This window comes from Candidatus Accumulibacter propinquus, assembly GCF_056856495.1.
Genome location: NZ_JBSEHC010000002.1, coordinates 183,757 through 205,740 on the forward strand (window position 1 = coordinate 183,757; position 21,984 = coordinate 205,740).

A 21,984-nucleotide genomic window follows, 5' to 3' on the forward strand; every position below is an offset into this window, starting at 1 on the left:
GAGAGAACATGATCATCGACGTTAAAGTTCCACAGCTTTCCGAGTCCGTCGCCGAAGCTACCCTGGTGTCCTGGCACAGGAAGGCCGGCGAAGCGGTCGCGCGGGATGATAACCTGATCGACATCGAGACCGACAAGGTCGTCCTCGAACTGCCGGCACCGGATAGCGGCGTGTTGGTTGAGATTGTCAAAGGCGATGGCGAGACCGTTGTCGCGGGCGAGGTAATTGCACGCATCGACACCGCAGCGCAGGCCGGCACAGTTGCCGCTGCGGCTGCCAAGCCCGTTGCAACCACGCCCGAAGCGCCCGCCGCGCCCATGGCGGCCGCCGCGGCGACTGCATCCGGCGTGGCTCTGCCGGCCGCCCGCAAGATTCTGGAAGAGAAGGGTGTCGCCGCGAGTGATGTCGCGGGTACCGGGCGCGGCGGTCGTGTGACCAAGGCCGATGCGCTCGCCGCCCAGATTCCGGCAGTCAAACCGGCGGCGGCTGTCGCTCCGGCACCGGCCGCAAGCACCGCTGCGGTGCTCGCCCCGGCTCCGACAGTGACGGTTCCGTTGGGTGATCGCCCGGAGCAGCGCGTGCCGATGTCCCGCCTGCGCGCCCGGGTTGCCGAGCGCCTGCTGCAGTCACAGGCCAGCAACGCGATCCTGACCACCTTCAACGAAGTGAACATGGGGCCAATCATGGCGCTGCGCAAGCAGTACGGCGACCGCTTCGAAAAGGCACATGGTGTTCGCCTGGGCTTCATGGGTTTCTTCGTCAAGGCTGCCGTTGCTGCGCTTCAAAAATTCCCGGTGATCAACGCTTCGGTGGATGGCAACGATATCGTCTACCATGGCTACATCGACATCGGTATCGCCGTGGGTAGTCCGCGCGGCCTCGTCGTTCCGATTCTGCGTGACGCAGACCAGATGACGATCGCCGACATCGAGAAGAAGATTGGCGAGTTTGGTGTTAAAGCCAAGGATGGCAAGCTGTCCATGGAAGATCTGACAGGTGGCACTTTCTCGATATCGAACGGCGGTGTTTTCGGCTCGATGCTGTCTACGCCGATCATCAACCCCCCGCAGTCTGCGATCCTCGGTATTCATGCCACCAAAGACCGTCCGGTCGTCGAGAATGGCCAGATCGTGATTCGCCCGATCAACTATCTGGCCATGTCGTATGACCATCGCATCATCGATGGCCGCGAAGCGGTACTCGGTCTGGTCACGATGAAGGAGGCGTTGGAAGATCCAGCGCGCCTGCTGCTCGGCGTTTAACCACTCATCACCGGGGCACGGAGACACACAGAGGGACTTCTCTGTGCGGCCTCCGTGCCTTTGTGTCTCTGCGGTTAGAAAGGGAATTTATCATGTCCAAGCAATTTGACGTTCTTGTTGTCGGTGCTGGTCCAGGTGGCTATATTGCGGCCATTCGAGCCGCGCAGCTCGGTTTCAATGTCGCCTGCTGTGAATCGAATGCCTATGCAGATCCTAAGGGCGAACCGCGTCTTGGCGGAACCTGTCTGAACGTAGGCTGCATCCCGTCGAAAGCCTTGTTGCACACCTCGCACGTCTTCGAGGAAGCCGGACACGGCTTCGCCGAGCAGGGTATTTCGGTCGGTACGCCGACTATTGATGTAGCAAAGATGGTGGGGCGCAAGGACGGCATCGTCAAACAACTCACGAGCGGCATCAAGGGTCTGTTCAAGAAGAACAAGGTCACCCTGCTGAACGGCCACGGCGCTTTTGTCGGACGTAATGGGGATGCCGGAAATGAGGTCTGGCAATTGCGTGTCGGCGAAGAGTTGGTCGAGGCGAAGCAGGTGATCGTCGCCACCGGGTCCAAGGCCCGTCACTTGCCGGGTGTCCCGGTCGATAACGAGATCGTCTGCGACAACGTCGGGGCGCTCGACATCGACATCGTGCCGAAAAAACTCGCGGTCATCGGCGCCGGCGTTATTGGTCTGGAAATGGGTAGCGTCTGGCGCCGCCTCGGTGCCGACGTGACCCTCCTCGAAGCCTTGCCGGATTTTCTCTCCGTGGTTGACGTCGATGTCGCCAAGGAAGCTGCCAAAGTGTTTGCCAAGCAGGGTCTGAAAATCGTGACCGGGATTGAAATCGGCGACGTCAAGATCTCGCAGAAGGGCGTTTCGATCGACTATACGGACAAGGGCGGCAACGAGCAGAAGCTCGACGCCGATCGCCTCATCGTATCGATTGGCCGCATCCCGAACACCGACGGCCTGGATGCCGACAAGGTGGGCCTCCATATCAACGAGCGCGGACAAATTGTGGTCGATGCCCATTGCCGGACCAATCTGCCCGGTGTCTGGGCGTTGGGTGACGTCGTTGCCGGCCCGATGCTGGCGCACAAGGCGATGGAAGAGGGGGTCATGGTTGCCGAGATCATGGCTGGTCAGGCGGGGCACTGCAATTTCGACACCATCCCATGGGTGATCTACACCAGTCCGGAGATCGCCTGGGTCGGCAGGACCGAGCAGCAACTCAAAGCCGATGGTGTGGCCTTCAAGGCTGGCAAGATTCCCTTCGCCGCGAATGGTCGTGCGCTTGGCATGGGTGAACCGACCGGCTTTGTCAAAATGCTTGCTTGTGCCGACACTGACCGCATCCTGGGTGTCCATATTATCGGTGCGAACGCGTCCGAGTTGATCTCGGAGGCCGTGGTGGCGATGGAGTTCGGCGCCGCTGCGGAAGACCTTGCGCGCATCTGCCACGCACACCCGACGCTGTCGGAGGTGGTTCACGAAGCCGCGCTCGCCTGCGACAAGAGACCGTTGCACTTCTAGGCGGAGCCAGCAGGGAACAGCGAGGTGTGCTCTCTATTCAGCACCTCGCCGTTGCACACCACAGACGATTACACTACGCGCTAGTCGCCACAGAAGGGGTTGCTGCGCCGTTCATCGCCGAAAGTCGACATCGGTCCGTGGCCGGGAATGAACGCGACATCGTTGCCGAGTGGCCACAGCCGGTCGCGGATCGAGGAGATCAGCGTATCGAAATCGCCTTTGGGGAAATCGGTGCGCCCGATCGACCCCTGGAACAGCACGTCACCGACGATCGCCAGTCGGCCGCGGCGGTTGAAGAAGACGACGTGTCCCGGCGTGTGTCCGGGACAATGCAGGACCTCCATCTCGACGTTGCCGAAACATACCGTGTCGCCCTGCTCAAGCCAGCGGTCCGGAGTAAAGGCCAGCACGTTCGGGAAGCCGAACATCTTGCTCTGTGCCGGCATGCCATCAATCCAGAACTGATCCTCACGCTGCGGCCCCTCGATAGGCAGGGAGAACCGCGACGCCATTTCGGCTACCGCACCGGCGTGATCGATATGCCCGTGTGTGACCAGGATCTTCTCCAGCCTGACTCCGTTGGCCTCGACAGCACGCATGATCCGCGACACGTCGCCTCCCGGATCGACAACCGCGCCTCGTTGCGTTTGCTCGCACCACAGAAGGCTGCAGTTTTGTGCGAAAGGAGTGACTGGGATGATCTGATATTTCATGGTCTGCGCTGGCGCTGGTGTTGGGTGAAGAGAGCGGGTGAGTATAGCAGAGCGTCGCTCAGACTCGTCGTGCGTGGGGCGATCAGCCAGGTCACTCGCATGCATGCAACGTCGTGGACCTTCCTGGGAGTGGCCGGGCATGGGCAAAAAAAAACCCGCGCCGGGGGAGTGGCGCGGGAATCAAGGCCCGTCATGGCAACGGGCGTGAGGGAAGGGGAAACCGGTCAGGAACCAGCTATTCTTGTTCAGGGCCCCTTGCGGCGGTTGGAGGTTAGCCAGCAGCGTACGCCGTACCAGACCAGCGCGCCGACGGTGGCAACCAGCGACGCCTTGAGGAGCTCCATCTCTCCGACGCTCAAAACGTCCCAGGCGACAATCCCGACAAAGATACCGATTCCTTCAGCCAACGGGAAGGGCACAGGGGGTTGCGCCACGGCGCTCATGTATTGGCGTGTGGGCGATGCGCTGTTTCGCCACAGGCGTCCGAGGAATCGTCCTCGGTGTCCTTTGCAGAGGCTGAACCCAGGTCGCCGGCGAAGAAATGTTGGCGGGTGGCGGCAAGAAACCGCTCGTAGTGCAAATTGAATTCGCTCATGTCGTCTTCCTCTATCGTTGTTTTGTGAACAGGTGCCATGATAGGGGCCGACCGGCCAGAGAGTCTTCTGTGATTGCGTCAGCTTTCAGTGACGTTTTGTGACAGCGGCCAACTCAGCGTGAAGCGGGCGCCGCCCAGTGGCGCTTCTCCGGCAAAGGCATTGCCGCCGTGCTGCTCCAGGACCAGTCGCGCGATCGCCAGACCAAGCCCATAGCCGCCGGTCGATCGGTCGCGCGAACGGTCGAGGCGGGTGAAGGCAGTGAACACCCGCTCGCGTTCCCCGGGAGGAATGCCGATACCGTCGTCGTCGACATGCACCTGGATTTGGTCTCCGACGATTTCCGCGCTCACCCTGATGCGCGTCCTGGCGTACTTGATGGCGTTGCGCAGGAGGTTGGTCATCGCGTAGGGCATGCTGCGTCGATCGAGGTCGACGCGCAACTGCGGCGGCAAGGCGTCGGTATCGACCTGCAGTTCGAGCTGGCGCCCCAGCAAGCGGATGCCTTCGACCTGTTCTTCAAGCCAGGGTGCGATCTCGACCTCGGCGAGATGCAGTTCCGGCTGTTCGCGCTCGAAGCGGGCGTAGGTCAGGCTGGAGTCGATCAGCCCGTCGAGTTCATCGAGGTCGGACTCCATCATGCGCGACAAACGCTCGCCTTCGGCGGCGTCATGGGTTTCGGCGAGCATTTCGAGCGCAAATCGCAGGCGCGCAATGGGCGTACGCAACTCGTGCGAGATGGCGCACGACAACTCCTTCTGCGTGGCAATCAGCCGCTGTATGCGCTCGGCCATGCCGTTCAGGGTTTCGGCCAGCGGTCCGAAAGCGCTGCTGCGCATGATCGGTGCGCGCGCCTCAAAGAGGCCCTCGCCGAGGGCGCGCGCGGTCTGACGCATCGCTTCGAGGTCTCGCCAGACCGGATGCACCCACAGCCAGACCACGATCGCCAGGCATACACCGATCAGGCTCCAGGTCAGCAGGCTGATGCGCAGGTCGAGCGGCATGCCGCGCCGGTATTCGGGGTTGCGTTCGGGAGAGATCGGTCCGACGACGAGAATCTGTGGAGTCTGCTTGAGGCGGTGGTAGATGATGTCTCCCTGCGCGTCGATCGCCAGTTCCCCTCCGTCGAGCTTCTCGGCCTGTGCCGCAGGAAGACTCAAGGTCCAGCGGTCAACGATTTCGAGCTTGTAGGCGAATTTGCGATCAAGTGCCTCGATCGTTCTCGGCCACTCCGAACGCGGCTTGCGGAAAAGCTCCTCCTCGATCAGCAGGACGGTGCCGCGCATGAAACGACTGGTGTAATCGTCGGTAATCCCCTTGACTGCGGTCGAGATGACGAAGTCGGCAAAAATTGCGATGGCCACGAAGGAACCCATGACCAGCAGGTAGAAGTTGAAGAACAGCCGCGACAGGCTGTAGCGCCCGCGCCAGGGCGCGGGTTTGTAATTCCCGAGGATCGCCAGGAGCTTGTTATTGCCAGTCATGCTTGCTGAACAGATAACCCTTGCCGCGCACGGTCTTGATGCGCGTGGGGTTTTCCGGGTCGTCACCGAGCTTGCGGCGCAGCCTCGAGATGCGCGCATCGATCGATCGGTCGAGGCCGTCGAAACCGATGCCACGCAGTTCCTGGAGCAGATCGTCGCGCGACAGGATGCTGCCGGCGTGGCGGGCGAGCAGCCACAGCAGGTCGAACTCTGCCGTCGTGAGGTCGATGCCGTCGTCGCCGAGTTGCGTGCTGCGCGTCGCCTGGCTGATGCGGAACCTGCCGAAGGACAGATCAGCCGGCTCGCTCGGTTCAGCGCTTTCATCGGCAACGCCGGGGTTGCCCGGTGCGCGGCGCAGCAAGGCCTTGATGCGCGCCAGCAGCAGGCGGGGCTGTACCGGCTTGGTGATGTAGTCGTCGGCGCCCAGTTCGAGGCCCAGGATCTGGTCGAAGTCCTCGTCGCGTGCGGTGAGCATCAGGATCACCCCGCGATATTGGGCGCGGACGGCCCGGCAGATCTCGAAACCGTCCTTGCCGGGCAGCATGATGTCGAGAATCACCAGATCCGGTCGCTCGTCCAGGATGCGCGTCTCGGCAGTATTGCCATTCGCCTCGACAAGGACCTCGAAATCGTTCTTGTGCAGGTACTCGGCGGTCAGTTTGGCGAGGCGCTCATCGTCCTCGACCAGCAGGATACGTGTCTTCATCATTCAATCATAACGGGTTGTTGGCAGGTGATGAACGTCCGCTGTCAACAAGATGCCAAATGTACTGTCACGGGACAAGCGCGCGACCTGCGCCGGCACGCTGTTCCGGTTCATCAGGGCGTTTGGCGCGCGCGTGTTATTGCCTTAGAATCGCGGGCTTGCTCTTTCCTGGAACGCTCCATGTACGCTGGACTCGTCGATTTGCCCTGGTGGGCTGAAGTATTGATCACACTGGGCCTGACCCATGTGAGCATTGCCGCGGTGACCATCTTCCTGCACCGGCATCAGGCGCATCGCGCGCTCGACCTGCACCCGCTGCCCGCGCACTTTTTTCGCTTGTGGCTGTGGTTGGCGACCGGCATGGTCACCAAGGAATGGGCCGCGGTCCATCGCAAACATCACGCCAAGTGCGAGACCCCCGAGGACCCGCACAGCCCACAGATCTTCGGCATTCACCGCGTCTTGTGGGCTGGTGTCTTCCTCTATGTCAGGGAAGCCAGGAACGCTGAAACCCTGCGCCGATACGGGCACGGTACGCCGGATGACTGGATCGAGAATCACCTCTACACGCCGTGGCACAAGCTCGGGGTGCTGATCATGCTGGCCATTGACATGGCCTTGTTCGGCGTGCTGCCGGGTTTCCTGATCTGGGCCGTGCAGATCATCTGGATTCCCTTCTGGGCGGCGGGCGTGATCAACGGGCTCGGACATTTCTGGGGCTACCGGAACTTCGCTTCCCCGGACGCCAGCACCAACATTTCCCCCTGGGGCATCCTCATTGGCGGCGAGGAACTGCACAACAATCATCACACCTATCCGACTTCTGCCAGGTTGTCGATCCGCTGGTACGAAGTGGACATCGGCTGGCTCTATATCCGCATTCTTGCCGCGCTGGGCATGGCACGGGTGAAGAAGGTGGCGCCCAGGCCGCGCTTGGGGACGCTGCGCCCGGTCGTCGATTTCGACACCCTGCAGGCGGTGATCATCAACCGCTATGACGTGCTGTCGCAATACGCCAGATCGCTGAAGCAGGTGTATCGCGAGGAACTCGCCACGCTGCAGGACAGCCAGCGCTTCAAGGGGCTCAAGCGCTGGCTGGCGACCGATGCCGGGGCGGTGCCGCAGGAACAACGCGGCCGCCTCGAGTTGCTGCTCGGCGAAAGCACGGCCCTGCAAACCGCCTACGCCATGCGCCAGGAACTGGCGGCCGTCTGGGAGCGCTCGAATGCTTCCCGCGAGCACCTGCTCCAGGCCTTGCAGGACTGGTGCGAGCGCGCCGAGAACTCCGGAGTCCGGCAGTTGCAGGAGCTGTCGCTGCGCTTGCGCAGCTACGTGCTGTCCTGAGCGGCGCGCCGATGACGCTATCCTTGCGGACCTCCTTCGCCCTGCTGGCGATGGCGGCCGTGGGCCTGACGCTGGCCGGCTGGGCGATCGGCGAACTGATGAAACTGCAGCCGTGTCCGCTGTGCATTTTTCAGCGGCTGCTCTATCTGCTGATCGGCCTGCTGGCGCTGGCCGGGGTCGTATTTCCCGGCGCGCGCCGCCTGTGGGGTGCGCTGCTGGCGCTGACCGCGGCTGGCGGTGTGGCCACCGCCGCCTACCAGAGCTGGCTGCAGTACCTGCCCGAGGTCAGCATGGAGTGTGGTTTCGGCGAGCCGACCGTGATCGAGCGAATCGTCGACTGGTTCGGCGTGCGCTGGCCGGCGATGTTCATGGCCACCGGTTTCTGTTCGAGCAAGGACTGGCTGTTCCTCGGTCTGTCGATGGCCAACTGGTCGGTGGTCTGTTTTCTCGCCTTTCTGGCCGCGGCGGTGTGGCTGCTGCTGCGGCGTATCGAGCACTGAACGTTCGGCGCTGCCTCAGGCCTGTCCGGTGCTGCCGAAACCACCGCTGGCGCGCGCGCTGGCCGCAAAGTCCTCGACCACGTTGAAGCGCATCTGCAACACCGGCACGACGACCAGTTGCGCCAGGCGGTCGAGCGGCTGCAGCGTGAAGGTCTGCTGACCACGGTTCCAGGTCGAGACCATGATTTCACCCTGATAGTCGGAATCGATCAAGCCGACCAGGTTGCCCAGGACGATGCCGTGTTTGTGGCCCAGCCCCGACCGCGGCAGGATCATCGCCGCCAGCCCCGGGTCGGCGAGGTGGATGGCCACCCCGGTCGGAATCAGCAGCGTTTCCCCGGGCCGGATGTCCACCGGCGCCGCGATGCACGCGCGCAGGTCGAGACCGGCCGATCCGGCAGTGGCATAGTGCGGCGGGCTGTCGCGCAGGCGCGGGTCGAGCAGCTTGACGTCTACCCGCAGGTCGGGTCGGCTCATCGGCGTTTCTCGAGCAGGCTGGCGATGCGCGCGACGAGTTGACGGGCGAGTTCAAGTTTGGGCGCCGAAGGCAGGGGGTGCTGGCCCTCGTCGTCGAACAGGATCAGCGTGTTGTCGTCGCCACCAAAACCGTCGTGGATCAGGTTGCCGACCAGCAGGGGAATCTTCTTGCTCCGCCGTTTGTTTTCCGCGTATTCCGCCAGATTCTCGCTCTCGGCAGCAAAACCGACACACAGCGGCGGATCGCGCAGCGCGGCCACTTCGGCGAGGATGTCCGGGTTCTGCAGCAGTTCGATCTGCGGTGGCGCGGCCTGGGCGCCTTTCTTGATCTTGTGGCCGATCGGCTTCGCGGGTCGGTAGTCGGCCACCGCGGCGACGGCGATGAACACGTCGCTCGCCGCGACCTCGTGGTGGACCGCCGCGTGCATCTGCAGCGCGCTGGTCACGGCGGTGCGGGTGACGCCCTGCGGGCAGGGCAGGCTGACCGGACCGGAAACCAGCGTCACCTGCGCACCCGCTTCGCGGGCGGCGCGGGCAATGGCGTACCCCATCTTGCCACTCGACAGGTTGGTGATGCCGCGTACCGGGTCGATCGCTTCGAAGGTCGGACCGGCAGTCAGCAACACGCGCTTGCCGGCCAGTCGCTTGGGCTGGAAGTGCGCGACCATGTCCGCCAGGATCTCTTCCGGCTCGATCATCCGCCCCAGCCCGGTCTCGCCACAGGCCTGATCACCACAACCCGGCCCGAGGATGTCCACGCCGTCGCCGCGCAGTGTCGCGATGTTGCGGCAGGTGGCCGGATGTTCCCACATCTGGCGGTTCATCGCCGGTGCGACCAGCAAGGGGCAAGCGCGCGCCAGTGCCAGCGTGCTCAACAGGTCGTCGGCCAGACCATTGGCCAGCTTGGCCAGGAAATCGGCCGACGCCGGGGCCACCAGCAGCACGTCGGCTTCCCGCGACAGATCGATGTGCGCCATGTTGTTGGGCACACGCGAATCCCACTGGTCGCTGAACACCGGCCTGCCGGAGAGCGCCTGGAAGGTCACCGGGGTGACAAAATGCGTCGCCGCTTCGGTCATCGCCACCTGTACCGAGGCGCCCTCCTTGAGCAGCAGGCGGAGCAGTTCGGCCGCCTTGTAGGCCGCAATGCCGCCCGTGACACCGAGGACGATGCGTTTTCCAGCGAGTTCCATGCGTTGTTCTCTTCCAGTGGCTTGGTTGGATGGTTCGGCGGCACATTCTACTTGAGATTGTGCAGGCAAAATCAGTCGGGGACGGAACTAGGCGTGGCAGTGGAATGGCGACGACACCTTCGCCCATTCACACTCGCGAATATCAGGGTATGGCCAGGTCTGGCCTGACTGCTTACCGCTTTTTTACTTTCGGAATCTCGAACCACAAGCCACCGGCCCTGTGCTGCTCGACGAGGTGGACCGGGCTCTGGAAACGCGTGGGCATCGTTTCGTTCGCTATGCCGACGACTGCAATGTATATGTACGCAGTCGCCAGGCGGGCGAGCGGGTACTCAATGGGCTGCGCCGACTCTATGAGCGACTTCACCTGAAGGTGAATGAAGCCAAGACGGCGGTTGCACCGGCATCTAGTCGCAAGTTTCTGGGCTTTAGCTTCTGGTACGGTCTAGGTGGCCAGGTGAAATGCCGGGTTGCCGACAAGGCAAAAGAAACCTACAAGCAACGCATCCGACAACTGACGCGTCGCTCGGGCGGGCGTAGCCTGCCGGAGGTAGTGGAACGGCTCCGGACTTACATGCCGGGCTGGAAGGGATACTTCCAACTTGCGCAGACGCCGCAAGTGTTCCGCGAACTCGACGAGTGGTTGCGTCACCGGTTGCGTGCTCTGCAACTCAAGCACTGGCGTCGGGGTACGACGATGTATCGGGAATTGCTGGCGTTGGGTGCTTCTAAGCCGGATGCCCATCGGATCGCCGCAAACAGCCGTCGATGGTGGCGTAACAGCTCCTTCGCGCTGAATCGTGTGATGCCGATCGCTTACTTCGACCGACTCGGCGTGCCGCGTCTCTCATAACCTCAACTACTTGAACCGCCCGGTGCGGACCCGCATGCCGGGTGGTGTGGCAGGGGAACGGTCAGGTAATCTGGCCGCCCCTATGCCGATTCCGTCGTGCCAGTAAGCGCATAGTAAGCAAAATCCAGCAATTCAGATCAACGTCAGGCAAGAAAAGCCGGGGCGGTAGTGTGTCTCCAGTTATCCTATTTTCCTCAGTTGAAAGAGCAAGAATTGCTGCAAACTGAGTGCTGGTGAGGGTTTCCGGCGAATCGGGAGGGTCACCCAATGGGTGAGTTGGATTTCGAGCGAAAAGAGCTGGTCAAGGCGGTGGATGGTGCCTTGCAAGAGATCGAGCAGACGGCGCTGGAGATGCGTGTGGCGACGCTTGGTGGGCGATTCCACGTTCGCTGGGACGAAGGGGGAAGTGCCACGGCCCTGGGGCAGTTGCCGTTCTTTGCCGAATTCCTCGAAGTCTCGGGCCTATTCACCCGTTGGCTGGGGGGGTGTCCGATGGCCTACACCAGCTCCAACGCACCCGAGTCGGTCGACGTTCTCGGCACCTGGATGTTGTCGATACTGGATGGCCAGCGGCGGTATGCGCATGTGACCGGGCTACGCGGCGACGAGGTCGCGCCGCAGATTCTCGGCATGAACAAGATCATCAGCGATGAAAGTCTGCGCCGCGCCCTGGCGCATCTGGCGCCGAACCAAGCCAAGCCGTGCCGCGGCGAAGCGCGTGCTGCCCGGGCGGCGCAACTGGCAAAGAGTACGGCATGGATGGACACGGCGCTTTCGGAGAGCAGCCGCGAAGCGCTCCGTACGCCCTGGATTCTCGACGTCGACACGACCATCAAATTGCTCTACGGCCACCAGGCGGGCGCCGAGGTCGGATACAACCCCACGAAACCGGGACGGCCCAGTCATACACTGCACACCTACTGGATCGGCAATCTGCGTTTGGTGCTTGATGTGGAAGAGCAAGGCGGCAAAGCCATTGCCGGGAAATATAGCCGGCCCCGGCTACGCCTGCTGCTCGAACGACTCGCTGTTGAGGAACGTCCCGTCCTGGTGCGCGGCGACATCGCCTTCGGCAATGAAGGCATGATGGCCGAGATGGAAGAGATAGGGCAGCGCTATCTCTTCAAGCTCAAGCAAACGGCTGGGGTCAAGCGCCTGATCGAGCGGCTCTGGCGGCGCAGCGACTGGCAGGGTGTCGGCCAGGGTTTTGACGCGGTGGAAGCCGAACTCCAATTGGCGGGCTGGACTCGCGCGCGGCGTGTTGTGGTGCTACGGCGACGCGTCAAGTCCAGCCTGGTCGCCGAAGCGAGCAACGAGAGCACCCAGCCCGAGTTGCAGTTCCTCGACCATTCGGAGAGGGCCAAACTCTGGGAATACGCCGTCCTGGTCACGAACGCGGACTACTCGACAGAAGCCATGGGCCAGTTGTATCGGGATCGGGCCGATTGTGAAAATGGCTTCGACGAACTGAAAAATCAATGGGGCTGGGGCGGCTACACCACGCAGGACCTGGAGCGCTGCAACCTCTCGGCGCGAGCGGTGGCGCTGATCTACAACTGGTGGAGTTGGTATGTTCGCCTGGCGCATCCGAAGACACGCCTGGAAGCGATCACCAGTCGCCCGATGTTGCTCGCCGGGGTGGGCCGCCTGACCGAGCACGCCGGCCAGTCTCGCTTGCTGCTCACGCTCTCCCATGCGGCGGGGGACCAAATCAAGGCGATGATCGTCAATGTCCGCAAGGGTCTTGACCATGTTCTGGCAAGTGCGCCTCAGTTGCCAAAAGCTGGCCGCTGGCCGGCGCTTGTCCGCTACATCGTCGACAAAATCATCAACGCTAGACCGAAAGCATCTCCTCCTACGCCTGTGGCTCCCCCAAGTCTCGCACTTGCCGCGGGTTAACAGAGGAATTTAGTCACTTATGACTCAGATCTTTACATTTCCTGAGCAGATTCAGTTACGGGGTAGCGTGGGCGAGAGCCGGGACGATGGTTTGTTCAGTGATTCGACAAGCGGCGGCGATGGTCGAGCGGCCCAGACGGGTCAGGTAGTAGCGATAGCCATGAACGACTTTCTTGATGAGACCGAACTGGCGCAGGCGCCAAAGCTGGCGCGTGATGCTGGCCGGCGAGATCTGGCGCAAGAAGGGGACGAGGTCGGCACGGCGGATGCCACGGATGTTGAACTCGGGACGCTGAAGCGCCCGCAGCAGGGCCTGCTGAGTGGCATCGAAGAAATTGAAGCCCTTGAGGGTATGGCCGTTGACCGTCTTGGGGTTGACCAGCCGATGCAGGTTACGATCGCCGGCGGAAAAGTCGTCGAGTGCGGAGAGGTATTCGAGGTAGCGGCGGTTACAGCCGAGCAGGATCTCGCGCAAGTCGATCAGGCTGTAGATGGTCTTTCGGAGGGGGGCGATCTCGCGCGACTCGTGACCATCCCGATGTTCCACCTTGCGGTGGTGCTTGAAGAAGGAAACGTTGTTGGTCGTGGTTTCCAGGCGCAGCACACGGTTGAACTTGTCGTACATCTTGACCGATACCTTGCCAAAATGGTGCTTGATGCAGGTGCCCTCGATACGCGTCGTGAAGCGGCTGCCGAGTTCCTGTGCCAGTTGCGGCGTGATCTTCTTGCCCAGGAAACTGGCGACCTGCTCGGCCTTGACCGAGAAGATGGCCTGCCGGGAGAGTTCCTCGTAGAGCGACTTCAGGATGGCGTCGGAGCGGAACACCAGATCGGTAGAGTATTCGACCTGCATCAGGCTCCAGTGATAAGACTGTCCGAAGACATCCAGAATTGGGCAGCACTGCTCGGCGTAGTGGTCCAGAAGCGCATGCAGGGTGTCTGGCGAGAAGGCGTCCGCGAGTTGCTGCGCCCGTTCCCAATCGGTGATACGGATGAACGCATTGTCCGCCATCGCGTAGTCGATACCTGCCGTTGTCAGCGAGTGTGCCAACCGACTGTGGCCATTGCAGTAGAACTGCAGCCGGAATGGACTCCACGTCGGCACGCGCAGGTAGATCAGTCCGAGGGTTTCGTCCATCCAGTAGAAGTAGTAGTGCAGGCACTTGCCCGAGGTATGGCGCAGAAAGGTTTGGTGACTTTGCTTGTCGTGCCAGGGTTCGTAGGCGTCACAGGCTTCCATGGCGGAGAGCACATGCACCAATCCTGGATGATCCCCACGGTCCTTGAGCACCGCGGCAACGAGGTCTTCCTTGCGGATGTGCGCCTTGGCCACGTGCTCGATTCGCGCTCCCTGCGCGGTCGCCAGAGCCTGTGCGGCTTCACGAATGCGATCACGCAGCGGTTCGGCAAAGCGCGGGTAGTCAAAAATGCGAATGTGCCGGGCATTGAGAAAACTCGTCATCCCCGCCGCGTAGCACGCGCCCGGCAACGTGCCCGTAATCACGATCCGGTCGTAGCAGGAGAGTGTTCCGGCAAGCCGCTCGTGATAGCGATCGGTCAGCATCTGTGTCATGGTCGCCTCCGCTTTTCCGTTTGGGCTATGACAGAAATCTCAACCTGTTTGGTTCCGGCTTCGCCGGCTTAGGGCTTTGTGACAAGATGTCGGCAAAGTCAGGAATCATGACCGGAAGCTGTCCGTCACTCCAGCCCGTTGATAGGGCTTTGTGACAACAAATACTGCTGGAGGGCGTCTCCTGCTCCTGCCGGTCCGTCACTCCAGCCCGTTGATAGGGCTTTGTGACTCCACTATCGGAAGCTGTGTCAGGGCGTAGTTCAGAGTCCGTCACGCCTGCCCGTTGATAGGGCTTTGTGAAGTGACAAGCGCCTTCGCCAACTCGCCGCCGCCGTCGAGGTCCATCACACCTGTCCGTTGAAGACATTCCGTGAAGCGCGCGGTTAAAGCAGAAAAGGCCGGCGCAAACGGAACATCCGGAGCGGAGCGACAGCAGCGAGGACAAAGCCCCGATTCCCCTGATATTCATTGGCCGACCGGCGGGCCGATCAACCTCACGCGGCAACTGGTTTTCCAACGTTCTCCCCGGATGGGCAAAGCATAACCACACCGAAAGCGGACAAACAAGGCGAAGCCAGTCGACATCCAGCAACGCCTGCCGCCGATGATGTCGTATCCAGCCGACCTGATCGGGTCATTTGCAGTGATGACTTCACCGCCATTTCGGCGCGTGCAGCGCCCGTTTCCTTTCCGCCCATGCGGCAGTGCGCGCATGGGCATTTTTTTGCCCGTCGCCGCACTCGCCTTGAAATTCATGCTCCGGCGCGCGTTGTATCGGCATGATGGCGTTCGGGGAGAAAGCAGTGCGGGTATTCGACAAGCTTGGCAAGGCCCGGACGATTGGTGAGGAAATCTCCAGGGGCGGCGAAGGCGCGGTATACGCGTTGGTCGGACAGCCGTCGGCGGTGGTCAAACTCTATCACCCCGAACTTCTGGCCCGGCGGGGCGATCAGTTGCGCGAGAAGGTCGACGCCATGGTCGGATTCCGTCAGAAGTTCGACACCTCGGCACTGGCCTGGCCAGCGGTCACCGTGCATGACGAGCATGGCGCCTGGCGTGGCTACGCGATGCGTCGCGCCGCCGGGGTGCCGCTGACCAAACTGGCGCACCCAATGCTTTGCCGCAAACATGTCCCGGGCCTCGACCGTCGCGATGTCGTTCGCTATCTCCTGGCGATCGTCACGACACTGGGGCGCCTGCACCACGCCGGCGTGTGCCTCGGCGACATCAATCTCAACAACTTTCTCTACGACCACGCGACCGGGGCAGTAACGCTGATCGACTGCGACAGCTATCAGGTGGCGATTGATGGGCGGATCTTCCCTTGCCTCGTCGGTGCCGCCGACATGATCCCACCCGAGCATCATGGCTTGAACCTCGCCGAGGTGCGTCGTACGCCGGAGAGCGACCTGTTCTCACTCGCCATTCTGATCTTCCGCTGTCTGATGCTCGGCCGCCACCCCTACGATTTCGTCGGTGGTGGGACGGTGGTTGAGAATCTGCGCAGCGGGCACTTCCCGTACGGCACGGGGGGCGCCCCACCGGGACGCGACGGGGCGATCCCGGCCGGCCCCTGGTACTTGATCTGGAGCCATCTGACCTTTGCGCTCAAGACCCTGTTGATTCGTACGCTGTTGAATGGCGCCGGCAACCCGGCGGAGCGGGCACGCCCGAGCGAGTGGCGGATCGCTTTCGACAAATACGCGCATAGCCTTGAGCAGGGCTCCCACGACCGGGCGTTGCGGCCGATGACGCAGAAACCCGCCGAACGCCGGACCGCCATCTCTGGAGATCAGGCATCCGCTCGGCAGGCGTCTTGAAATTCGCCGTGTGCCAAACGTTGCATGGATATCGACCGACCCAGCAAGGACACTTCACATGCACGGATTTGATCTCACCCTCCTGAAGAGCGACCTCATCGAGAACCCGACGGCACGCTGCGCCTGCGCGCTGGTGCTCGACACCAGCGGAAGTATGGGCGGCGCACCGATCGACGAACTCAACGGCGGCATGGCGCAGTTCATTGACGAACTGCGCCATGATGACTTCGCCAGTTATGCGGTCGAGGTGGGGGTGTTTACCTTCGGCGGCAGCGTACGTGAAGCGCTGTCCTTCACCCCGGCGTACCAGATCCAGGATCTTGCGAAGCTGCAGGCCAGGGGCGGCACGCCGATGGGCGAGGCGGTGGAACTGGCGATCGAGCGGCTGGCTGGCCGCAAAGCCGAGTACCAGAAAGCCGGGGTGAGCTACTACCAGCCCTGGCTGGTTCTGATGAGCGACGGTGCGCCGACCGATAGCTGGCAGGCCGCCGCCCGGCGCCTGCGCCAGATGGCCCAGGATCGTAAAGTCACCGTGCTGGCCATCGGTATCGGCGAAGGTGCAGCGCTGGATGTCCTGGCGGAGTTCTCGACGCGCGCGCCAAAGCGGCTGGCGGGCATGAAATTCCGCGAGTTCTTCCAGTGGTTGTCACAGAGCATGGAGCGGGTCAGCCAGTCGACGCCAGGCACGGGGGTGCCACTGGGATCGACCGACAGTTGGGATTCCATCTGATGCGCCGCGCCACGCCCCAGGGTAGCCGGTCTACCCGACGCAAGGCTGCCGAGACACGCAAGGCATTTCCCAGACCAGTCGCGGCCAAGGCGGACCCGGTCCAGCCGCTGTCGAAACAAGCGGCAGAGACGGTTTCACCGCCCTTGCCGGAGTTGCCCGCTCCCCACTGGTTTGCCGCCGATGCTGCCGTGGTGGGTCACTCCCACCTGCGCGCCAATCCGCCCAAGCCATGCCAGGATGTGGCTCTGGCCGATGCCGGCGGGCGGGCGCTGGTGATTCTGGCCGACGGCGCGGGCAGTGCAGCGGTTTCGCACCTCGGTGCAGCGGCAGTCGTGGCAGGCGTTCGTCGCCTGTGCCGGACGTTCGAAGGTGATTTGGCGCTGACGCTAGATTCCCGAAATGGGGCGCCAGGTCAGGCGGAAGCGCTGGCGCGTCGAATCGTGACGCATGCCAGGGGCCTCCTCGACGATCTGGCCGAAGCACACCTGCGCAGCGCCGAGGATTTTGGCTGCACCTTGCTGCTGTGGGTATCCGGCCGGCAGCGCGCCTTGTGGCTGAAGATCGGCGACGGCGAACTGGTGGCAGAGAGCGATGGCGCCTGCCATTGCGTCGGCCCCGCCGGCAAGGGCGAGTTCGCCAATCAGACCTGCTTCATCGGCCCGCGCCTGCAGGACAGCCAATGGGCTTGGGGCGAGATCGAAGTCATCCCGCTCACCGGCCTCGCTGCGATGAGTGATGGCGGCGCCGAACGTCTCGTCGTCAGCAATGCCCGTCGCGTATCTCTCGCCGTCGGCAAGCTGCTGCGCGGCGTTGCCGAGGCGCAAGTGGGTCGTCGCGAACTCTTCGGTCTGCTCGCCGAAGCGGATTTCTGGAAGGGTACGAGCGGCGACGACAAGTCGCTGGCGTTGATTTCAAGGGCCTTGTCTGCTCCGTGAGCGAACACCAGGGACAGCATGCTTGAAAAGCAGACTCGGCAGGAACAACGGCAGTACAAGGGAGAGAGTCGAACGATGACACGCAAACTGGTGGTCCGCACTTCCCAGACGGGGTGGCTTGCCGTCCTGGCGACGGCCTACAAAGAGCAGACGCCCGTATTGATCATCGACGACGCGAATGTGGGAATCGATCCCGCCAACGACTCGCTATTCGAAATGGGGCGCAAGGCAGACTTGGCCACCGCTGAAATGGTGGCTGCCGCTGCTGCAGTTGGCATGTCGGTCGCCGGCGTCGCGATGGTCATTCTCGCGGTGCTGGACCCCGAACCAACGAGCAAACTCGGGCTTCTGATTGCTTCGGGTGCGGTCCTGGCGCTTACCGGCGGGCTGTCGGCGATGCAGATTCTTGCGCGGACAAAACCACCCACGATCAAGGTCACAGGCAACGGATTCGAAGTGGCCTGGGCCTGACTTTGAAATTTCTTCCTCCTGTCGCGTTGTCCCGGTATCGGAGAACGATCGGGGGGCGGCAGGATGGGGGAGAAACGGATGGTGGTTCTGGCAAATTCGCGAAAGTGTGGCGGTTATTGCCTGGCCGGCAAGACGCTCGATTCCGCAGGATACGTCGGTGCCTGGGTGCGCCCCGTGACCGAGGTCGACACGGATGGGCTGCCACTGCGCCGCACGGTGTGCAGCGACGGCCGGCAAGCGGCGGTTCTCGATGTGGTGACACTGGAGTGGGGTCGTCCGGCGCCAAGTCTTCACCAGCGCGAGAATCGCCTGTTGGGTCCGGCAGTGCTTGAACGCTGTGGGCGCGCGAGTTGGGATGACCTCCCGCTCCTGGCCGACAAGGCGTCGTCGGGGCTCTGGCTCGACGGCCACTCCAGCCACGGTGGTTTCAACGACCGCGTGCCGGCAAATCGGCTGTCGGATCTGCCGGGTTCGTTGCTGTTGATCGCGGTGTGCGAACTGGTACTGTACCGAAAGTCGGGCTATGAGGGACAGATGAAGTATCGCGCCGACTTTCGCATTGGCCAGCGGCGCTACAATCTGGCCCTGACAGATACGGTGGCGACCTTCTGGCTGTTGACAGTGCAGAGCCTGGCGCTGGCCAACGCTTATGTGTGCGTCAGTCTGGCGGTGCCGTTTCGCGATGGCTTCGCCTATAAACTGGCGACGGCGGTAATCACCAGGGAGCGCGCGGGGAGCACGAAATGACGGTCATGCACACCATCGGGCATTCGAATCACGACATCGACGCCTTCATCGCCCTGTTGCGGCTTCATGACGTGACCGCGATCGCCGATGTCCGCTCGCATCCCGTCAGCCGCCGCTTTCCACAGTTCGACAAGAAGCCGCTGCAGGTCAGCCTGATGGCGGCGAGAATTCGCTATGTCTTTCTGGGTGAGGGACTCGGCGCGCGGCCACGCGATCCTGCTTGCTACGTCAGGGGCCGGGCTGATTTCGACCGGATCCGTGCCGCCAGCGCTTTCGTCGAGGCGCTGGCACGTCTTCAGTGCGGCGCCGAGGAGTACCGCATTTGTCTCATGTGCGCGGAGCGCGATCCGGCCGATTGCCATCGCACCTGGCTGGTGGCACAGGCGCTGCATGACGCTGGCGCCACGATCACGCACATCCTGGCCGATGGAGCGATCGAGCCGCACGCTGCATTGCTGCGCCGCATCGCTGGCGCCGATTCCGGAACGGGCAGTCTGTTCGACGATGACGCCGAACTGTTGACGGCTACTGCCCGCAGTGAAGCGCAGCGCGTGGCGTATAGCCAGGACAGGCAGCACAGCGAGGACGACGGCGAATGAAGATTTTCACAATCGGGTTTACGAAGAAGAGTGCCGAGCAGTTTTTCGGTCTGCTCGACCGCCCGGACCTCAAGCGCGTGCTCGATATCCGCCTGAACAACACCTCGCAGCTCGCCGGCTTCACCAGGAGCGCCGATTTGCGCTTCTTTCTGCGTCGCGTTATCGGCAAGGATTACCTGCATCTGCCGCAACTAGCACCGACTGCTGATATGCTCAAGAAGTACCGCGACGGCAAGGGCGACTGGGCTGCCTACGAGCACGATTTTCTGGCACTGTTGAGCGCGCGTCGGGTCGAGGAAACGGTGTCGGCGGAGCTTCTCGACGGAGGGTGTCTGTTGTGTAGCGAGGCGACGCCGGAGCATTGCCACCGCCGGCTGGTGGCGGAGTACCTGGCCGCACGATGGCCAAGTCTCCAGATTTGCCATCTGGTTTGAAAACATATCAATAAACGGGGAGTGGCATTGGAAATCTGGATCGCGGCCGGTGACGAAACCGGCAATTGGGATATTGTGGATGGTCGCTTTGGCAGCGACTTTACAGGCCTGGCCTGGGTAATAGGCCCTGTGTCTGTGTGGGAGAGGGCGCTCCGGATGCCTTTGGGGGAATCTACGGCCTTGGCAGCCTTTTCGCAGCCATTCGGGAAGCGTTTGCCAAACGGGGTGAAACTGGCGAAGAACAGCGTCAAGTACCATCTGCTGGATGTTTGGGATCACTACAAGAATCGAGACAAGAGGCCCGATGTGGCACTTGACGTGCCGCAGGATGATCCGATCCTGGATCTGTTGCGCACAGACGCTGCATGGCTCTTGCAGAAGAGCGGGCTTGGCGTGCTGACTGTAAGTGGGAACGCCGCCGACGGCAAAGCGGCCGGCCTCGGTCGCTCCGGCGACGGACTGCGCGAGCGAGCCCGCGCCTTCGCCGGATTGATGACGGTGGCGATGCCATTCTTGCCTAAGCCGGCGAAGCCGGAACCAAACAGGTTGAGATTTCTGTCATAGCCCAAACGGAAAAGCGGAGGCGACCATGACACAGATGCTGACCGATCGCTATCACGAGCGGCTTGCCGGAACACTCTCCTGCTACGACCGGATCGTGATTACAGGCACGTTGCCCGGCGCGTGCTACGCGGCGGGAATGACGAGTTTTCTCAACGCCCGGCACATTCGCATTTTTGACTACCCGCGCTTTGCCGAACCGCTGCGTGATCGCATTCGTGAAGCCGCACAGGCACTGGCGACTGCGCAAGGAGCGCGGATCGAGCACGTGGCCAAGGCCCACCTCCGCAAGGAAGACCTCGTGGCGGCAGTGCTCAAGGCGCGTGGTGATCATCCGGGACTGGTGCATGTGCTTTCCGCCATGGAAGCCTGCGACGCCTACGAACCGTGGCATGACAAGCCAAGTCATCAGACCTTTCTGCGCCACACCTCGGGCAAATGCCTGCACTACTATTTCTACTGGATGGACGAGGCTCTCGGACTCATCTACCTGCGCGTGCCAACGTGGAGCCCCTTCCGGCTGCAGTTCTATTGCAATGGCCACAGTCGGCTGGCGCGTTCTCTGAACGTGGCCGGCATCGATTACGCGATGGCGGACAATGCGTTTATCCGCATCGACGACTGGGAACGGGCGCAACAACTCGCGGACGCCTTCTCGCCCGACACCCTGCATGCGCTTCTGGACCGCTACGCCGAGCAATGCTGCCCGATCCTGGATGTCTTCGGACAGTCCTATCACTGGAGCCTGATGCAGGTCGAATACTCGACCGATCTGGTGTTCCGCTCCGACGCCATCCTGAAGTCGCTCTACGAGGAACTCTCCCGGCAGGCCATCTTCTCGGTCAAGGCCGAGCAGGTCGCCAGTTTCCTGGGCAAGAAGATCACGCCGCAACTGGCGCAGGAACTCGGTAGCCGCTTCACGACGCGCATCGAGGGCACCTGCATCAAGCACCATTTTGGCAAGGTATCGGTCAAGATGTACGACAAGTTCAACCGTGTGCTGCGCCTGGAAACCACGACCAACAACGTTTCCTTCTTCAAGCACCACCGCAAGGTGGAACATCGGGATGGTCACGAGTCGCGCGAGATCGCCCCCCTCCGAAAGACCATCTACAGCCTGATCGACTTGCGCGAGATCCTGCTCGGCTGTAACCGCCGCTACCTCGAATACCTCTCCGCACTCGACGACTTTTCCGCCGGCGATCGTAACCTGCATCGGCTGGTCAACCCCAAGACGGTCAACGGCCATACCCTCAAGGGCTTCAATTTCTTCGATGCCACTCAGCAGGCCCTGCTGCGGGCGCTTCAGCGTCCCGAGTTCAACATCCGTGGCATCCGCCGTGCCGACCTCGTCCCCTTCTTGCGCCAGATCTCGCCGGCCAGCATCACGCGCCAGCTTTGGCGCCTGCGCCAGTTCGGTCTCATCAAGAAAGTCGTTCATGGCTATCGCTACTACCTGACCCGTCTGGGCCGCTCGACCATCGCCGCCGCTTGTCGAATCACTGAACAAACCATCGTCCCGGCTCTCGCCCACGCTACCCCGTAACTGAATCTGCTCAGG

Annotated in this window: 22 protein-coding genes and 1 pseudogene; 15 read left to right on the forward strand and 8 right to left on the reverse strand. The window is 62.3% G+C overall.

Annotation, left to right across the window (positions count from 1 at the left end; translation table 11 throughout):
• Positions 1-8 precede the first annotated feature (8 nt).
• Entirely contained in the window at positions 9-1,262 is a 1,254-nt protein-coding gene (odhB, locus tag AC15MQ_RS03340) for a 2-oxoglutarate dehydrogenase complex dihydrolipoyllysine-residue succinyltransferase (protein WP_287669271.1), read from the forward strand.
• 92 nt (positions 1,263-1,354) lie between these two features.
• Complete coding sequence (gene lpdA / locus AC15MQ_RS03345; RefSeq protein ID WP_287669269.1) at positions 1,355-2,791, forward strand: dihydrolipoyl dehydrogenase; 1,437 nt, start codon at positions 1,355-1,357, stop codon at positions 2,789-2,791.
• An 80-nt stretch (positions 2,792-2,871) separates the two neighbouring features.
• On the opposite strand, the gene AC15MQ_RS03350 is transcribed toward lpdA, so the two are convergent.
• The 5 genes from AC15MQ_RS03350 to AC15MQ_RS03370 all read right to left on the reverse strand — a co-directional run bounded on the left by AC15MQ_RS03350 (position 2,872) and on the right by AC15MQ_RS03370 (position 6,287).
• Entirely contained in the window at positions 2,872-3,504 is a 633-nt protein-coding gene (locus AC15MQ_RS03350; protein WP_332336357.1) for an MBL fold metallo-hydrolase, read from the reverse strand.
• A gap of 245 nt (positions 3,505-3,749) precedes the next feature.
• Complete coding sequence (locus AC15MQ_RS03355) at positions 3,750-3,938, reverse strand: hypothetical protein (protein WP_483079310.1); 189 nt, start codon at positions 3,936-3,938, stop codon at positions 3,750-3,752.
• A 5-nt stretch (positions 3,939-3,943) separates the two neighbouring features.
• Entirely contained in the window at positions 3,944-4,099 is a 156-nt protein-coding gene (locus AC15MQ_RS03360; RefSeq protein ID WP_483079311.1) for a hypothetical protein, read from the reverse strand.
• Positions 4,100-4,177: 78 nt separating this feature from the next.
• Positions 4,178-5,581 (reverse strand): ATP-binding protein, encoded by a 1,404-nt coding sequence (locus tag AC15MQ_RS03365; RefSeq protein ID WP_287669261.1) that lies wholly within the window; start codon positions 5,579-5,581, stop codon positions 4,178-4,180.
• Positions 5,568-6,287: a winged helix-turn-helix domain-containing protein gene (locus AC15MQ_RS03370; protein ID WP_483079668.1), complete on the reverse strand. Its 720-nt coding sequence runs from the start codon at positions 6,285-6,287 to the stop codon at positions 5,568-5,570. The genes AC15MQ_RS03365 and AC15MQ_RS03370 overlap by 14 nt, the downstream gene beginning before the upstream one ends.
• A gap of 180 nt (positions 6,288-6,467) precedes the next feature.
• Here AC15MQ_RS03370 and AC15MQ_RS03375 point away from each other — a divergent pair, with 180 nt between their 5' ends.
• Positions 6,468-7,631: a DesA family fatty acid desaturase gene (locus tag AC15MQ_RS03375; RefSeq protein WP_483079312.1), complete on the forward strand. Its 1,164-nt coding sequence runs from the start codon at positions 6,468-6,470 to the stop codon at positions 7,629-7,631.
• Positions 7,632-7,642: 11 nt separating this feature from the next.
• On the forward strand, positions 7,643-8,131 hold the full coding sequence (locus tag AC15MQ_RS03380; RefSeq protein WP_483079313.1) for a disulfide bond formation protein B: 489 nt from the start codon (positions 7,643-7,645) through the stop codon (positions 8,129-8,131).
• Positions 8,132-8,146: 15 nt separating this feature from the next.
• Here AC15MQ_RS03380 and dut read toward each other — a convergent pair whose 3' ends face one another.
• Complete coding sequence (dut, locus tag AC15MQ_RS03385; RefSeq protein WP_287669255.1) at positions 8,147-8,608, reverse strand: dUTP diphosphatase; 462 nt, start codon at positions 8,606-8,608, stop codon at positions 8,147-8,149.
• Positions 8,605-9,801: a bifunctional phosphopantothenoylcysteine decarboxylase/phosphopantothenate--cysteine ligase CoaBC gene (gene coaBC, locus AC15MQ_RS03390; RefSeq protein WP_332336352.1), complete on the reverse strand. Its 1,197-nt coding sequence runs from the start codon at positions 9,799-9,801 to the stop codon at positions 8,605-8,607. Before coaBC ends, dut begins: the two co-directional genes overlap by 4 nt.
• 220 nt (positions 9,802-10,021) lie before the next feature.
• Here coaBC and AC15MQ_RS03395 point away from each other — a divergent pair.
• A pseudogene (locus tag AC15MQ_RS03395) lies at positions 10,022-10,654 on the forward strand (group II intron maturase-specific domain-containing protein); the annotation flags it as partial.
• A gap of 267 nt (positions 10,655-10,921) precedes the next feature.
• The gene (locus AC15MQ_RS03400) at positions 10,922-12,553 is read left to right on the forward strand and encodes a transposase (protein WP_483079314.1); all 1,632 of its coding nucleotides are present in this window, start codon (positions 10,922-10,924) and stop codon (positions 12,551-12,553) included.
• A 55-nt stretch (positions 12,554-12,608) separates the two neighbouring features.
• Here the strand turns inward: AC15MQ_RS03400 and AC15MQ_RS03405 are convergent, their stop codons facing one another.
• Entirely contained in the window at positions 12,609-14,126 is a 1,518-nt protein-coding gene (locus AC15MQ_RS03405; RefSeq protein ID WP_332335740.1) for a MarR family transcriptional regulator, read from the reverse strand.
• A gap of 803 nt (positions 14,127-14,929) precedes the next feature.
• Here AC15MQ_RS03405 and AC15MQ_RS03410 point away from each other — a divergent pair.
• From AC15MQ_RS03410 to AC15MQ_RS03450, 9 genes are all read left to right on the forward strand, one after another.
• Complete coding sequence (locus AC15MQ_RS03410; RefSeq protein ID WP_483079315.1) at positions 14,930-15,946, forward strand: hypothetical protein; 1,017 nt, start codon at positions 14,930-14,932, stop codon at positions 15,944-15,946.
• 58 nt (positions 15,947-16,004) lie between these two features.
• Positions 16,005-16,676 carry a vWA domain-containing protein gene (locus AC15MQ_RS03415; RefSeq protein WP_483079316.1) on the forward strand — a complete coding sequence of 224 codons (672 nt, stop codon included), beginning with the start codon at positions 16,005-16,007 and terminating at the stop codon, positions 16,674-16,676.
• The gene (locus tag AC15MQ_RS03420; protein WP_483079317.1) at positions 16,676-17,611 is read left to right on the forward strand and encodes a protein phosphatase 2C domain-containing protein; all 936 of its coding nucleotides are present in this window, start codon (positions 16,676-16,678) and stop codon (positions 17,609-17,611) included. Before AC15MQ_RS03415 ends, AC15MQ_RS03420 begins: the two co-directional genes overlap by 1 nt.
• 159 nt (positions 17,612-17,770) lie before the next feature.
• On the forward strand, positions 17,771-18,082 hold the full coding sequence (locus AC15MQ_RS03425; RefSeq protein WP_483079318.1) for a hypothetical protein: 312 nt from the start codon (positions 17,771-17,773) through the stop codon (positions 18,080-18,082).
• Positions 18,083-18,160: 78 nt separating this feature from the next.
• Positions 18,161-18,829: a dual OB domain-containing protein gene (locus AC15MQ_RS03430; protein WP_483079319.1), complete on the forward strand. Its 669-nt coding sequence runs from the start codon at positions 18,161-18,163 to the stop codon at positions 18,827-18,829.
• The gene (locus AC15MQ_RS03435; protein ID WP_483079320.1) at positions 18,826-19,428 is read left to right on the forward strand and encodes a DUF488 domain-containing protein; all 603 of its coding nucleotides are present in this window, start codon (positions 18,826-18,828) and stop codon (positions 19,426-19,428) included. The genes AC15MQ_RS03430 and AC15MQ_RS03435 overlap by 4 nt, the downstream gene beginning before the upstream one ends.
• Entirely contained in the window at positions 19,425-19,862 is a 438-nt protein-coding gene (locus AC15MQ_RS03440; protein ID WP_483079321.1) for a DUF488 domain-containing protein, read from the forward strand. The genes AC15MQ_RS03435 and AC15MQ_RS03440 overlap by 4 nt, the downstream gene beginning before the upstream one ends.
• 27 nt (positions 19,863-19,889) lie before the next feature.
• A complete protein-coding gene (locus AC15MQ_RS03445; protein WP_483079322.1) occupies positions 19,890-20,426 on the forward strand; it encodes a hypothetical protein in 537 nt (178 codons plus the stop codon).
• Between the two features lie 25 nt (positions 20,427-20,451).
• The gene (locus AC15MQ_RS03450) at positions 20,452-21,969 is read left to right on the forward strand and encodes a MarR family transcriptional regulator (RefSeq protein ID WP_483079323.1); all 1,518 of its coding nucleotides are present in this window, start codon (positions 20,452-20,454) and stop codon (positions 21,967-21,969) included.
• Positions 21,970-21,984 lie beyond the last annotated feature (15 nt).